Source organism: Burkholderia sp. E168m22 (assembly GCF_001319805.1).
GTDB classification, from domain to species: Bacteria; Pseudomonadota; Gammaproteobacteria; order Burkholderiales; family Burkholderiaceae; genus Burkholderia; species Burkholderia orbicola.
The window spans coordinates 81,025-95,717 of sequence record NZ_BBSK01000139.1 but is presented as its reverse complement, the minus strand read 5'-3'; the positions used below and the strand labels follow the sequence as shown (position 1 = coordinate 95,717).

12 protein-coding genes are annotated in these 14,693 nt (G+C 68.0%); 7 read left to right on the top strand and 5 right to left on the bottom strand.

Annotation, left to right across the window (positions count from 1 at the left end; genetic code table 11):
- Positions 1-66: 66 nt before the first annotated feature.
- The gene (locus AP428_RS31000; RefSeq protein WP_054928559.1) at positions 67-1,104 is read right to left on the bottom strand and encodes an aldo/keto reductase; all 1,038 of its coding nucleotides are present in this window, start codon (positions 1,102-1,104) and stop codon (positions 67-69) included.
- A gap of 101 nt (positions 1,105-1,205) precedes the next feature.
- On the opposite strand from AP428_RS31000, the gene AP428_RS30995 reads away from it, so the two are divergent.
- The gene (locus AP428_RS30995) at positions 1,206-2,117 is read left to right on the top strand and encodes a LysR family transcriptional regulator (protein ID WP_054928558.1); all 912 of its coding nucleotides are present in this window, start codon (positions 1,206-1,208) and stop codon (positions 2,115-2,117) included.
- Between the two features lie 60 nt (positions 2,118-2,177).
- Here AP428_RS30995 and AP428_RS30990 read toward each other — a convergent pair whose 3' ends face one another.
- Positions 2,178-3,761, bottom strand: a complete 1,584-nt coding sequence (locus AP428_RS30990) for an aldehyde dehydrogenase (NADP(+)) (protein WP_054928557.1) — start codon at positions 3,759-3,761, stop codon at positions 2,178-2,180.
- Positions 3,762-4,040: 279 nt separating this feature from the next.
- Between AP428_RS30990 and AP428_RS30985 the strand changes: the two genes are divergently transcribed.
- Positions 4,041-4,262 carry a hypothetical protein gene (locus AP428_RS30985; RefSeq protein ID WP_231691724.1) on the top strand — a complete coding sequence of 74 codons (222 nt, stop codon included), beginning with the start codon at positions 4,041-4,043 and terminating at the stop codon, positions 4,260-4,262.
- 63 nt (positions 4,263-4,325) lie between these two features.
- Here the strand turns inward: AP428_RS30985 and AP428_RS30980 are convergent, their stop codons facing one another.
- Complete coding sequence (locus AP428_RS30980) at positions 4,326-5,114, bottom strand: SDR family oxidoreductase (RefSeq protein WP_054928555.1); 789 nt, start codon at positions 5,112-5,114, stop codon at positions 4,326-4,328.
- 231 nt (positions 5,115-5,345) lie between these two features.
- Here AP428_RS30980 and AP428_RS30975 point away from each other — a divergent pair, with 231 nt between their 5' ends.
- Positions 5,346-6,284 (top strand): LysR family transcriptional regulator, encoded by a 939-nt coding sequence (locus AP428_RS30975; protein WP_054928554.1) that lies wholly within the window; start codon positions 5,346-5,348, stop codon positions 6,282-6,284.
- Between the two features lie 106 nt (positions 6,285-6,390).
- Here the strand turns inward: AP428_RS30975 and AP428_RS30970 are convergent, their stop codons facing one another.
- Together AP428_RS30970 and AP428_RS30965 are read right to left on the bottom strand one after the other, a co-directional pair.
- Complete coding sequence (locus AP428_RS30970) at positions 6,391-6,807, bottom strand: SRPBCC family protein (RefSeq protein WP_011549251.1); 417 nt, start codon at positions 6,805-6,807, stop codon at positions 6,391-6,393.
- A gap of 17 nt (positions 6,808-6,824) precedes the next feature.
- A complete protein-coding gene (locus AP428_RS30965) occupies positions 6,825-7,844 on the bottom strand; it encodes an aldo/keto reductase (protein ID WP_054928553.1) in 1,020 nt (339 codons plus the stop codon).
- Between the two features lie 334 nt (positions 7,845-8,178).
- Between AP428_RS30965 and AP428_RS30960 the strand changes: the two genes are divergently transcribed.
- From AP428_RS30960 to AP428_RS30945, 4 genes are all read left to right on the top strand, one after another.
- A complete protein-coding gene (locus AP428_RS30960; protein ID WP_054928552.1) occupies positions 8,179-8,520 on the top strand; it encodes a DUF4148 domain-containing protein in 342 nt (113 codons plus the stop codon).
- 293 nt (positions 8,521-8,813) lie between these two features.
- Positions 8,814-10,013, top strand: coding sequence for an efflux RND transporter periplasmic adaptor subunit (locus tag AP428_RS30955; protein ID WP_054928551.1), 1,200 nt, complete (start codon positions 8,814-8,816; stop codon positions 10,011-10,013).
- The gene (locus AP428_RS30950; protein ID WP_054928550.1) at positions 10,010-13,201 is read left to right on the top strand and encodes an efflux RND transporter permease subunit; all 3,192 of its coding nucleotides are present in this window, start codon (positions 10,010-10,012) and stop codon (positions 13,199-13,201) included. The genes AP428_RS30955 and AP428_RS30950 overlap by 4 nt, the downstream gene beginning before the upstream one ends.
- Complete coding sequence (locus tag AP428_RS30945; protein WP_054928549.1) at positions 13,198-14,592, top strand: efflux transporter outer membrane subunit; 1,395 nt, start codon at positions 13,198-13,200, stop codon at positions 14,590-14,592. Before AP428_RS30950 ends, AP428_RS30945 begins: the two co-directional genes overlap by 4 nt.
- Positions 14,593-14,693: the final 101 nt, after the last annotated feature.

Genomic DNA, 14,693 nt, shown 5'->3' with positions numbered 1-14,693 from the left:
GCTCGAGCGACTGACCTTCCCCTTCTCGAAACGACGAGGCCCGTGCAAGCGGGCCTCGTCACGTCGTCAGCGGCTTTCCGCCGTCAGGCGATCGATCGGCAACGGCGCATCGGCCGCGACGAGCCGCTGCTCGCGCATCTCCCGCCAGAAATCGGCGGGAATATCGAACGCCAGCGCCGCGGCATCTTCCGCGATCCGCTCCGGACGGCTCGCGCCCGGAATCACCGCGGCGGCCGCCGGATGCGCGAGCACGAACTGCAGCGCGGCAGCCTTGACCGGCACGCCGTGGCGCGCGGCCACCGCGTTGATCCGACCGACCTTCGCGAGGATTTCCGGCGAAGCCTTCCGGTATTCGAAGTGCGCGCCGCCGACGAGCACGCCCGAGCTGTACGGGCCGCCGACGACGATCCCGACGTTCTGCGCGGCCGCCGCCGGCATCACGCGCTGCAGCGCGCGTTCGTGATCGAGCAGCGTGTAGCGGCCGGCCAGCAGCATGCCGTCCGGCTGAGGTTCGGTGAGGTCGAGCACCAGCTCGATCGGCTCGACACGGTTCACGCCGAGACCCCACGCACCGATCACGCCTTCCTCGCGCAGCTTGCCCAGCACGCGGAATGCGCCCTTGCGCGCCGCCTCGAACTGCGCGAGCCACTCGTCACCGTAAATGTCCTGTGCGACGTCGTGCACCCACACGATGTCGAGACGATCCGTGCGCAGCCGCTTCAGGCTGTCCTCGATCGAGCGCAGCGTCGCGTCGGCCGAGTAGTCGCTCACCAGCCGGTTCGCACGGCCGTGCGCGAAGATCCCGCTCTTCTCGCCGTAGTCGCGCGTCGTCGCATCCTCCATGTCGTCGAGCACGATGCGGCCCACCTTCGTGCTGATGAAGTAATCGTCGCGACGCTGGCCGGCCAGCGCGTCGCCGAGGCGCGCTTCGGCCAGACCCGCGCCGTATGACGGCGCGGTGTCGAAGTAACGGATGCCGCGCGCCCACGCGGCTTCGACGGTGGCGATCGCTTCCGCGTCGGGAATGTCGCGGAACATGTTGCCGAGCGGCGCCGCGCCGAAACCGAGCCGGTTGTCGGCGGGCAGCGTGTCTTTGAGACCCATGCTTTTCTCCGGGTGGGACAGGAAAGTGAGCCCAGTCTAGGTTGCACGGATGAGTCTGTCCAAGACATAATTCAGCATACTTGAGTCTCATAAGGTCTTACATGCTCGACATCCGCCAGCTTCAATATTTCATCGCGGTCGCGGAAGAGGAACACGTCGGTCGTGCGGCCGAACGCCTACACATTTCGCAGTCGCCGCTCAGCCGCCAGATCGCGCAGCTCGAGGAAAAACTCGGTCTGACGCTGTTCGAACGCAGCCAGCAGCGCATTCGTCTGACGCGTGACGGACGCACGTTCCTCAGCGAAGCGCATGCGTTCCTGCGCCATGCGAACCGGCTCGAATCGCTCGCGCGCCGGCTCGGCCGCGGCGACGAAGGCGGCCTGTGCATCGGCTACCTGGAAACGGCCACCCACTCGGGCGTGCTGCCGCGCGCGCTGAAAACGCTGCGCGCCGAGCGCCCGTCGGTGCATATCGCGCTGTACAACTATCAATCCGCCGCGCAGCTCGAAGGCCTGCGCGAACGCAGCCTCGACATCGCGCTCGTGACCGAGCCGCCCGCGCCGGACGATCCCGAACTCGATTCGACGATGGTGCTGAACGATCCGATGCTGCTCGCGATGCCCGACGGACACCCGCTCGCGAAAAAGAAGACGCTCGTCGCCGACGATCTCGCCGCACAGGCGTGGATCGGCGTCACGCAGCAGGAAAGCGCGCCGCGTCACGGCGCGTTCGTCGCGGCCTGTGCGAAGGCCGGTTTTTCGCCGGACATTTCGGTGGAGGCGACCGAGCCGCTCGCGGCGCTCGGGCTCGTCGCCGCGGGGCTCGGCGTGACGATGATCCAGCAAAGCCTGCGTCACCAGGTGCCGGAAGGCGTCGTGCTGCGCGAGCTGCCGTGGTTCAGCTACCGCACGCCGCTGTGGGCCGCATGGCACAAGGTCAACCTGCGGCCGCTGGTCGGCATCTTCCGCGAGATCCTGACCGGCGAGGAGCTCGTCGCGGCAGTCGGCAAGTAGGCCCGTGAAAACGCGCGGCGCCGTTGCATCGCGGCGCCCCGCTTGCCCCTCGCGCGCCGCTTACTTCGCGAGCGTGACCTTGCCGTCGAACAGGCGGTTGAGCGCCCATGGATTGCTCGTTCGCAATGCATCGGGAAGCAGCGCATCCGGCATGTCCTGATAGCTGACCGGCCGCAGGAAACGGCGGATCGCGAGACTGCCGACCGACGTCGAGCGCCCGTCCGCGGTGGACGGATACGGGCCGCCGTGCACCATCGCATGCGCGACCTCGACGCCGGTGCCAAAGCCGTTGACCAGCACGCGGCCCGCACGCCGCTCCAGCGCCGGCAGGAACGTGCGCGCGTCCGCGTAATCGGCTTCGTCGAGATGGATCGCCGCCGTCAGTTGCCCTTCCAGCGACTCGATCAGCGCGAGCATCGTCTTCAGGTCCGGGCACCGGACGATCAGCGACGCCGCGCCAAAAATCTCCTCGTGCAATGCCTTCGATTCGCGGAACGCATCGGCGCTCGTCACGAACAGCGCGCCCTGCCCCTGGTTCGCACCGGTCGGCGCGTTCGCGCGCGCGAGGGTCTGCACCTGCGGATGCTGCGCGAACGCCGCGACCGCGCGTTCGAACGCCTGGTGAATACCCGGCGTGAGCATCGTGGCGGCCGGCGCCTGCGCGAGCCGCTCGGCCGCCGCCGCGATGAAGCGTTCGAGCGCCGGCCCCTCCACCGCGAAGATCAGCCCCGGGTTCGTGCAGAACTGGCCCGCGCCGAGCGTCAACGACTGCACGAACGCCTGCGCGATCGCCTCGCCGCGCTGCTCCAGCGCATGCGGGAACAACAGCACGGGGTTGATGCTGCTCATCTCCGCATAGACGGGGATCGGCTCGGGACGCGCATTCGCGATCGCGATCAGCTCGGTCCCGGCATGGCGCGAACCGGTGAAGCCGACCGCCTTGATGCGGCGGTCGCGCACGAGCCCCTGACCGATTTCGCGGCCGCTGCCGAACAGCAGCGAGAACGTGCCTTCCGGCATCCCGCACGCGTTCACGGCCTGCTGCACGGCCATCCCGACGAGTTCCGACGTGCCGGGGTGCGCCGAGTGCGCCTTCACGATCACCGGGCAGCCGGCCGCGAGCGCGGACGCCGTATCACCGCCCGCCACCGAAAATGCGAGCGGGAAGTTGCTCGCGCCGAATACCGCGACCGGGCCGATGCCGATATGACGCAGGCGCAAATCGGGACGCGGCGCCGGCTGGCGTTCCGGTTGCGCCGGATCGATGCGCGCTTCGAGGTAGTCGCCCGCGCGCACCACGTCGGCGAACATGCGCAACTGGCCGATCGTGCGGCCGCGCTCGCCTTCGACCCGCGCGCGAGGCAGGCCCGATTCGGCGACGCAGCGCTCGACCAGCGCATCGCCGAGCGCGAGGATGTTGGCCGCGATCGCTTCGAGAAACCGCGCGCGTGCTTCGGGCGAGGTCTCGCGATACGCGTCGAAGGCCGCCCAGGCCAGCGCGCATGCTTCGTCGAGATCGACGACGGTCGCACCGCCGAACGCGGGCTCCATGCGTTCGCCGCTCGCCGCGTCGATCGCATACGTGACGCCCTGGGTGCCGCGCCGCGCGCGCTGACCGATCAGCAAGTTGCCTGCGATGTTCATTTCCGTTTCCTGTGTGGATCAATCGACTGAATGCGTTGGCGTCGACGCGAATGCGGCGCCGCCACGAGTGACCACGATGGTTTCAAACCCGCCCGACCCGCGTCAATACTTCGCGCATGACAGCTTTTCATAGCGCTATGAGCGGCTCTCAATACCGGATACGCGGCACGATTCTTATACTGGCCCGCGACGCGCCGCACCGGACGCGCCCGTCCGACGTCGAATATCCACACGGCAAACTGCCCCGAGTTCACGTCGGCCACGACGATGGAGACGATCATGTGTGTGCAAAAACCGGCCAACGGCCCCGACGTCAGGCGCCTGCTCGACGGCCTGCCGACCAACTGGGGCAAATGGGGCCTCGACGATGAAGCCGGCGCGCTGAACTATCTGCAATCCGAACAGGTGATGCCCGGCATCGCCGCCGTGCGCCAGGACCGGACCTTCACGCTGCAGGTGGACATCGGCCACGCACCGGTCAATCCGCTGGTGATCAAATAACGCAGGCGGGCCGTGCCCGGGCACATCGCGCGGCCCGGGCATCCCGCGACGACCGCGCGGGTATCAGAACGTGCCCGGATACGCGCCGCCGTCGAGCAGCACGTTCTGTCCGGTCAGATAGCCCGCGTGCGCACTGCACAGGAAGGCGCAGACCGCGCCGAATTCGTCGGCCGTGCCGAAACGCCCGGCCGGCACGTTGCGGCGCTTCGCTTCGCGGGTCGCTTCGTAGTCCGTGCCTTCCGCCCGAGCCGACGCTTCGGTCGCCTTCTTCAGACGGTCGGTATCGAACAGCCCCGGCAGCAGGTTGTTGATCGTCACGTTACGCGCCGCGATACGCTTCTGCCGCGCGATGCCCGCGATGAAACCGGTCAGCCCCGTGCGTGCGCCGTTCGACAGGCCGAGCACATCGATCGGCGCTTTCACGGCGCTCGACGTGATGTTGACGATGCGCCCGAAGCCGCGCTCGGTCATCCCGTCGACGGTCGCCTTGATCAGCTCGATCGCGGTCAGCATGTTCGCGTCGAGCGCGGCGATCCAGTCGTCGCGCGTCCATTCGCGGAAGTCGCCCGGCAGTGGGCCGCCCGCATTGTTCACGAGGATGTCGATGTGCGGCGCGGCCGCGAGCGCCGCCGCGCGACCCGCGCCCGTCGTGATGTCACCGGCCACCGCCACCACCGTGACGGCCGGGTTCAGCGCGCGCAATTCGCGGGCGGCCGCCTCGAGCGCGTCACTGCCGCGCGCGGTGATCACGGCGTTCACGCCCTCGGCGACGAGCGCCTGCGCGCAACCCTTGCCCAGCCCCTTGCTGGCCGCGCAGACCAGCGCCCAGCGGCCTTCGATGTTCAGATCCATACGTGCTTCGCTCCTGACGTCCGACGCGGGTCGCCCAGGCGCGACCACAATCGACACGGCAATAAGTTCAAGTTATAGTGAGTGCGCCCGTTTTCCGCCGCACGCCGGCGGCCTTCCGGTTCACACATCCAAAAAACGGCTTGATAAAAGGCTCGACGGGCCAGCATAAAGAATCGCCGCCATCGCGACAATCGACGGGATGTGATACCGGTATAACTTTTCGTCACACCCATGACCCCGCCGCTTCACTCGATCATTTCCCGCCTTCACCTGAAGCAGCTGCGCCTGCTGATCGCCCTCGCCGACCAGGGCTCGCTGCTGAAGGCCGCGCAGCAGGTTGCGCTCACGCAGCCGGGTGCGAGCAAGGCGCTGCAGGAGATCGAGACGACCTTCGGCACACCGCTGTTCAATCGCACCAACCGCGGGCTCGAACCGACCGAGGTCGGCGATTGCGTGATCCGCTACGCGCGGCTGATTCATACGGATCTCGCGCATCTGCGCGAGGAAATCGTCGGCATCCTGCGCGGGCATGGCGGACGCGTGAGCGTCGGCGTGATCATGGGCGCGGTGCCGCGGCTGACCGATGCGATCTCGACGCTCGTCGCGCGCCATCCGGAGATGTCCGTCGAGATCGTCGAGGACACCAGCGAGGCGCTGCTGAGCGAGATCGACGCGGGCCGGCTCGACCTCGCGATCTGCCGCACGACGATCAGCCGCACGCCGCAGCTCTACGACAGCGTGAAACTGCAGGACGAGACGCTCGCGGTGGTCGCGAACGTGCGGCATCCGCTCAAGGGCGCGAAGAAGCTCGCGTTGCGCGACCTCGCCGAATACCGATGGGTCGTGTATCGCGCGAACATGCCGATGCGGCTGCTGCTCGAGCGCGAATTCCTCGAAGCCGACCTTCGCTTTCCTCCGCACCTGCTCGAAACGACGTCGGCGTTCGCGACGCTCGCGCTGCTGCAGGGCAATCCGTCGTTCGTCGCGCTGGTGTCGATCGACGTCGCCGAATTCTTCGCGCGGCACGACATGACGCGCATCCTGCCGCTCAGGATCGGTTCGCGCAGCGAGCCGTACGAGCTCGTCACCCGCAAGGGAGCGCCGATTTCGCCCGGCGCGCGGCTGCTGATCGACGAACTGCACGCCGATGGCGGCGGCCAGCCGGCGTAAAACCGCGCTGACGCGCCAACGCCTTCGCAGCGGGTCGAAACCCGCGGCGAAGGCGTGGCCGGAGCCGGAAAGCCCGACTCCCATCGCACGATGCGACGTGCCGCCGTTAAGCCGCCGCGAAGCGCTTCGCCAGTTCCGCGAGGCCGTCTTCGTAAATCCCGCGGAACAGCCGGACGGTTTCGTCGTCGGTCGCGCCGTGCGGCGTGAACGTGCCCGACCACTCGACCTTCGATGCGTTCGGGCCGTTCTCGCGCACGCGCAGCGTGGAGCGATAGTTCACGACCGGGAACGGTGCTTCGAGAATCGCGTACGTATAGCTGCGTTCCGCTTCGTCGAACGCGACCAGCCGCTCGACGATCGCGTCGCCCGCCGGGTTCGCGAGACGCCGCACGCGCCCGCCTTCGCTCAGTTCGCTGGCCGGAATGTACGACAGCCAGTCGGGCAGTGCGCCGAAGCCGCCGATCAGTTGCCAGACCGTGTCGGCCGAAGCCGCGATCTCGATACCTGCATGGGCCTGTGCCATGTCATCACCTTTCAGGATCAACGATCGGTCGGCAGCGGCGCATTGGCCGCAATCAGACCTTGTTCACGCATGTCGCGCCAGAAGTCGGCCGGAATCGCCACGTTCAGCGCCGCCTGGTCTTCCGTGATCCGCTCCGGACGGCTCGCGCCCGGAATCACCGCGACGGTGGCCGGATGCGACATCGAAAACTGCAGCGCGGCGGCCTTGATCGGCACGTCGTAGCGCGCGGCGATCGCCTTGATCCGGTCGACCTTCGCGAGAATTTCCGGCGACGCCTTCTGGTATTCGAAGTGCGTGCCGCCCGCGAGCACGCCCGAGCTGTACGGGCCGCCGACGACGATCCCGACGTTCTGCGCGGCCGCCGCCGGCATCACGCGCTGCAGCGCGCGTTCGTGATCGAGCAGCGTGTAGCGGCCGGCCAGCAGCATGCCGTCGGGTTGCGGTTCGGCGAGGTCGAGCACCAGTTCGATCGGTTCGACGCGGTTCACACCGAGGCCCCATGCGTTGATCACGCCTTCCTCGCGCAACTTGCTCAGTACGCGAAACGCGCCCTTGCGCGCCACTTCGAATTGCGCGAGCCATTCGTCGCCGTAGAAATCCTGCGCGATGTCGTGCACCCACACGATATCGAGGCGGTCGGTGCGCAGGCGCTTCAGGCTGTCCTCGATCGAGCGCAGTGTCGCGTCGGCCGTGTAGTCGTTGACGATGCGGTTCGGCCGGCCGTGTTCGAACAGGCCGCCCTTTTCGCCGAGATCGCGCGCCGACACGTCCTCGATTTCGTCGAGGATCACGCGGCCGACCTTCGTGCTCAGCACGTATTCGTCACGCGGATGGTGCGCCAGCGCGTCGCCGAGGCGGATTTCCGCGAGGCCTGCGCCGTAGAACGGGGCCGAGTCGAAATAACGGATGCCGTGTTGCCATGCCGCTTCAACGGTGGCCGCGGCTTCCGCGTCGGGGATGTTGCGGAACATGTTGCCGAGGGGCGCCGTACCGAAACCGAGGATCTTGTTGCCGGGCAGCTTGTCTTTGAGACTCATGATTTTCTCCAGGGAGTAAAGGAAAGCGAGTTCAGTCTAGGGAGACGGGTTAAGTCTGTCCAAGACGGAATTCGACACACTTGAGTCCCGCTAGGTCTGATACGGGGATTTGCGGCCTGTTTCGATCACCGGCTCCGGCGCCCTGTTCGGCCGAGACGCCCGGCCGGCAAGGCTACCGACCGAATCCACGTTCGATTCGTGACGCAGGATCAAAAATGATTTGGCGCGGCGGCCGTTTTTCCCGGATGCCGGCGTACCTATATTGACTGCACTCGCAACGACATCGACGTGGTCGACGGTGGTTGCGGCTCACTCAACCAGACAGGTACCCACGATGAAAACGCTCGTTTCTTCCACCCTTGCCGCACTGATCCTTTCCGCACCGGCGCTGTCGTTCGCGCAACAAGCCGACCATCAGCTGACCCGCGCCGAAGTGAAGGCCGAGATGGCCCGTCTCGCGGCCGTCGGCTACACCCCCGCGCTGGATCACAACCAGTACCCGGCCGCGATCCTCGCCGCCGAACAGCGTGTGCGTGAAAACACCGTCGCGCAATCCGCCCCGAACGCCGCCCCGACCGCGGACAACACCGGTTACGGCAGCGAAGCCCGCACGACCGGCGAATCCGGCCGTGCGATGATGATCAACGGCCGCAACTCGATCTATCGCGGTCATTGAGTCGCGTCGGCGTGCAAGCGAGCACGCCTTTCGATACGCGCAACCGCTCGTCCATCCCCTCCGCATGGCCGGCCCGAATCGCCTGAACAGGCATTCGGGCCGCGCGTCGTCGCTGCCCTTGCACTCCGTCGCCCTGCTTCGCGAAACCGGCTCGCCCGTGGCCGCCGCAGGCAGCGATTCGTGACTGCGCAGTACAAGTTCTTATGCCGCTTCATCCGTTTATCCGGCGCGCGCCGCGCACGATACTTCGCACCGTCAGGCGCCACGCGCCCCACTCGACATCTCGTACGCATATGAACCGATATCCAGGATTGAAGCGCATCGCGCGATCGGCCGCGCTGGCCGCCGTTCCGCTGGCCGCGCTCTTCGCGTTGTCCGGCTGCCAGTCGGACGACAAGGCTCCGGCCGCGACGCCGAGCGTGATCGTCAGCGCGCCCGTCGCGCGCGACGTCAACGACGTCGACGTCTACACCGGCCGCTTCGAGGCGGTCGACACCGTCGACGTGCGCCCGCGCGTGAGCGGCTATCTCGACAAGGTCGCGTTCCAGGACGGCGCGACCGTCCGCAAGGGCGACCTGCTGTTCGTCATCGACCCGCGCCCGTACCAGGCGGCCGTCACCGCCGCGCAGGGCGCGCTCGAACGTGCGCAGTCGCAGCTGAAGCTGAGCCGGCAGGATTTCGAGCGCGCGAGCATCCTGATCAAGACCGACACGATCGCGCAGAGCCTCTACGACCAGCGCAGGCAGGCGGTGCAAAGCGCGCAGGCCGAGGTGACCAGCGCGCAAGGCGCACTCGAACGCGCGCGGCTCGACCTGTCGTTCACGCGCATCGTCGCGCCGATGTCCGGCCGCATCAGCCGCAAACTCGTGAGCGAGGGCAATCTCGTGAAAGGCGGCGACAGCGACGCGACCGTGCTGACGACGATCGTGTCGCAGGACCCGATCGACATCTACTTCGACGTCGACGAGGAAAGCTACCTGCGCTATACGCGCGAAGCACGGAAAAGCGGCGGCAACGCGTCGTCGCGGCAGGTCGCGATCGCGCTGCCGGGCGACGTGCAGCCGTCGCTCACGGGGACGATGGATTTCGTCGACAACCGTCTCGACGACTCGACCGGCACGCTGCGCCAGCGTGCGCGCGTCGCGAATCCGGACCGGCGCCTGAGCCCTGGCCAGTTCGGCCGCGTGTATCTGTCGAGCCGCGTCGCGCACCCTGCGCTGCTCGTGCCGGATGCGGCGGTCGCGACCGATGCGACGCGCCGCGTGCTGTACTTCGTCGACGCGAACGGCACCGTCGCGATCCGCCCGGTGACGCCCGGCCGCCTGTACGGCAACCTGCGCGAGATCGACGCGGGGCTGAACGCGGGCGATACCGTGATCGTCGACGGCTTCCAGCGCGTGCAGGCCGGCGACAAGGTCAAGGCCGTGCCGCGCGCGATCGAAGCGGCCGCGGTGGCCCGCGCGGCGAGCGGCACGACCGGGAGCGCGCAATGAACCTCGGCCGCCTGTCCGTCCAGCAGCCGGTGCTCGCGATCGTCCTGTCGATCGTGCTGACGATCGCGGGCGCGCTGGCCTATTTCTCGCTCGCGGTATCCGAGTATCCGGACATCGCGCCGCCGACCGTCGTGATCCAGGCGACCTATCCGGGCGCCTCCGCGGAAACGGTCTCGCAAACGGTGTCGACGCCGATCGAACTGGAAGTGAACGGCGTGGAAGACATGCTGTACATGTACAGCCAGGCGACGTCCGACGGCAGCCTGAACATCACCGTGACGTTCAAGCCCGGCACCGACGTCGACAAGGCGCAGGTGCTCGTGCAGAACCGCGTCGCGCTCGCGACGCCGCGCCTGCCCGAGCCCGTGCAGCGCAGCGGCGTGTCGGTACGCAAGTCGTCGCCGACGCAGCTCGGCACGATCTTCCTGTACTCGCCGGACCAGCGCTACGATCCGCTGTACGTATCGAACTATGCGATCCGCAACGTCGCCGACGTGCTCAAGCGGATCGAAGGCGTAGGCGACATCAACGCGCTCGGCGCGCGCGAATACTCGATGCGCATCTGGCTCGACCCCGAGCGCGTCGCGTCGTTCGGCCTGAGCCCGGCCGACCTGATCGCCGCGGTACGTTCGCAGAACACGCAGCTCGCGGGCGGCGTGGTCGCGCAGGCGCCGATCGCGAACCAGGCGTTCCAGCCGAACCTGGTCTTCGAGGGGCGGCTCAAGCGCCCCGAGGATTTCAGCGACATCGTCGTCAAGCAGGGCAAGGACGGCAGGCTCGTGCGGCTGAAGGACGTGGCTCGCGTCGAAGTCGGCGCGCTCGCGTATGCGACCGACAGCTACATGCTGCGCCATCCGACGATCGCGCTGCAGGTGCTGCAGCAGCCCGGCGCGAACGCGGTCGCGACGATGGCCGCGGTCGAGAAGAAGATGGCCGAACTGTCCCGCGACTTCCCGAAGGGCATCGTCTACAACATCGGCTACAACCCGACCGCGTTCATCGGCGACAGCATCCACGAACTCGTCAAGACGATCTACGAAGCCGTCGTGCTCGTCGTGTTCGTCGTGCTGCTGTTCCTGCAGGGCTGGCGGCCGTCGATCATCCCGATCCTGTCGATTCCGGTGTCGCTCGTCGGCACGTTCGCGGCGATGGCCGTGCTCGGCTATTCGATCAACAACCTGACGCTGTTCGGCCTCGTGCTCGCGGTGGGGATCGTCGTCGACAACGCGATCGTCGTGGTCGAGAACGTCGAGCGGCACCTGGCGGCCGGCGCCGGGCCACGCGACGCGACGCTGCTGACGATGAAGGAAGTCGGCGGCGCGCTGTTCGCGATCACGCTCGTGCTGTGTGCGGTGTTCGTGCCGACCTCGTTCATTCCCGGCATCTCGGGCCAGTTCTTCCGCCAGTTCGGCGTGACGATCGCCGTGTCGACCGCGATCTCGTTCTTCACGTCGGTGACGCTCGCGCCCGCGCTGTCGGCGATGATGCTGAAAGCGCACGCGGGCGACCATGACGCACCCGCGCCGACATCACGCATCGCCACGCTGTTCGCGCCGGCGCTGCGCGTCGCGCGACGCTTCTCGAACGCGTTCAACCGCCTGTTCCAGCGCCTGTCCGATGCGTATGGCCGGCTGGTCCGGAAAGTCGTCCGGATCATCCCCGCCATGACCGCACTGTACGTGGTACTGATCGCCGCGACCGGCTACCTGCTCGTATCGAGCCCGAAGGGCTTCATTCCCGCGCAGGATCGCGGCTACCTCGTCGTGCTCGTGCGGATGCCCGACGGCGCGACGCTCGAACGCACCAGCGCGGTCGCCCGCAAGATCGAGGACATCGCGCTGTCGGTGCCCGGGGTCGCGCGCGTACCGGTGTTCTCCGGCGTCAACGCGGCGACCGGCACGAACTCGGCGAACAGCGCCGGCCTGTTCCCGGTGTTCCAGCCCTGGCCGGAACGCAAGGCGCGCGGCCTGACGATCGATACGATCGCCGCCGAGATGCGCAAGCGGCTCGCGACCATCACCGAAGCGTCGATCGTGGTCGCGATGCCGCCGCCGGTGCAGGGCCTCGGCAGCACGGGCGGCTTCGCGATGCGGCTCGAAGACCGCAACGGCCTCGGCACCGCCGCGCTCGCGAAGGCCACGCAGGATCTCGTCGCGGCCGCGAACCGCACGCCCGGCATGGTCGGCGTCTACACGCCCTACTCCGCGACGAGCCCGCAGGTGCACGTCGAACTCGACCGCGAGAAGGCCGAGATGCTCGGCGTGCCGAGCCAGGCGATCAACGATGCGGTCGAGACGTATTTCGGTTCGACCTATATCAACGACTTCAACATCGTCGGGCGCACCTATCGCGTGACCGCGCAGGCGGACCTGCCGTTCCGCGTCGGCGCGTCGGATCTCGCGCGGCTGAAGGTGCGCAACCGCGACGGCGAGATGGTGCCGATCGGCAGCGTGACGCGCATCGACGACATGCTCGGCGTCGATCGCGCACCGCGCTACAACCTGTATCCGGCCACCGAAATCAACGGCGATACCGCGCCGGGCCTCGGCTCGGGCTTTGCAATCAAGACGATGGAGACGCTGGCGAAGCAGGTGCTGCCGCCCGGCATTTCGTTCGAGTGGACCGATCTGTCGTATCAGCAGACCACGGCCGGCAACACGGGGCTGCTCGTGTTCCCGCTGTGCGTGCTGCTCGTCTACCTGGTGCTCGCCGCGCAGTACGGCAGCTGGAGCCTGCCCGTCTCGATCCTGCTGATCGTGCCGATGTGCCTGCTGGCCGCCTCGCTCGGCGTACGCGCGCTCGGCCAGGACGTGAACATCCTCACGCAGATCGGCTTCATCGTGCTGGTCGGGCTCGCCGCGAAAAACGCGATCCTGATCGTCGAGGTTGCCAGGCAGCTGGAGGCCGACGGCACCGAGCTCGTCGAGGCCGTCGTCGAGGCATGCGTGCAGCGGCTGCGCCCGATCGTGATGACGTCGCTCGCGTTCATCCTCGGCGTGCTGCCGCTCGTGATCTCCGAAGGCGCGGGCGCGGAAATGCGCCAGGCCGTCGGCGCGGCGGTGTTCTTCGGGATGATCGGGGTGACGTTCTTCGGGCTGCTGTTTACGCCCGTGTTCTATGTGATGGTTCGCCGGCTCGCGATGCGCAAGACCGCTGTCGCAGCCGTCGCGACGGAGGCTGTGCAATGAAGTTCGTTCGACTCGTGGCCGCGCTGTCCGCGGCGGCCGTCCTGACCGCGTGCACGAGCGCGCCGGTCGCCACCGTCACCCCGCCGCCGCTGGCCGCGACCTATGCGAACGCGGATCTCGCGGCCGGCGGCCCGGCCGCCGACACCGGTGCGTGGTGGCATGGCTTCCACGACCCGATCCTGGACCGGCTGGTCGACACCGCGCTCGCGAACAACCTCGACCTGCAGGCGGCCGTCGCACGCATCGACGCGGCCCGCGCGGTACGGATCGGCGCGGCGTCGCAATGGTTTCCGTCCGTCGACCTGAATGCCGGTGCCAGCCGTCAGCGGCTGTCCGCATCGCAGGCGTTCCCGACCGATACGCCGACGACCGGCAACGCGTTCGACCTGAATGCGAGCCTCGCATGGGAAATCGACATCTTCGGCCGCATCCGCCAGGGTGTGTCGGCAGCCGACGCGGATATCGCATCCGCGCAAAACGATGCGGCGGCCGTGCGGATCGCGACGATCGACGAAACCGTGCGCACCTACGTGACGGTGCGCGGCCTCGAACAGCGGCTCGCGCTGGTCGAGGCCAACGCGTTGAGCCAGCGCGGCACCGAGGAATCGACACGGCGCCTGTTCGACGCGGGCGTCGTGCCGATCGCCGACGTCGACCGCGCCGCCGCGCAGACGGAAACGACGCTGGCCGAGCTGCCTGCGCTGCAACTGCAGCGGCAGGCCGCGATCCACCAGCTGTCGATCATCACCGCGTCGACACCGCAGGACATCTATGCGCGGCTCGACCCGCCCGCGCCCGAGCCGGTGTGGACCGCCGCCGCGCCGGGCATCGGCACGCCGGCCGACCTGCTGCGCCGGCGGCCCGACGTGCGCGCGGCCGAGGCACGCGTCGTCGCGGCCTATGCGCGCATCGGCGTCGCCGAGGCCGACCTGAAGCCGCACCTGCAACTGATCGGCGTGATCGGTGCGGCGATCGACGGTTTCTCGGGCGCGTCGCTCGCGCGTTCGCTCGCATGGATGGCCGGCGCCGGCGCGAGCGCGCCGCTGTTCGACGGCGGCCGGCGCCGCAGCGTCGTCGCGTTGCGGCGCGCGCAGGCCGACCAGGCGCTCGCCGCCTATCGCACGACCGTGCTGACGGCCGTCGGCGACGTCGAGACATCGGTGGCCGCGACCGCCCGAAATCACGGCCGGACCGAGCGCCTCGAGCGCGCGGTATCGAATGCGCGGGGTGCGTACACGCAGATCAACCGGTCGTGGCGCAGCGGCGAATCGGCGTTCATCGATACGCTGGAAGTGCAGCGTGCGCTGCTCGCGGCCGAGGATTCGCTCGCACAGGCGCGCACCGAGGAAACGCTGAGCCGGGTCAGGCTGATGAGTGCGCTGGGGCAGTAAGCGCGCGGTTCGGGTTCGATCGATGCGCGAAGGGCGACGGGTTCGATGTCATGCGAACCCGTCGCCCTTTTACGTGGCGTGAACCCGTGCGGGCGGCATCG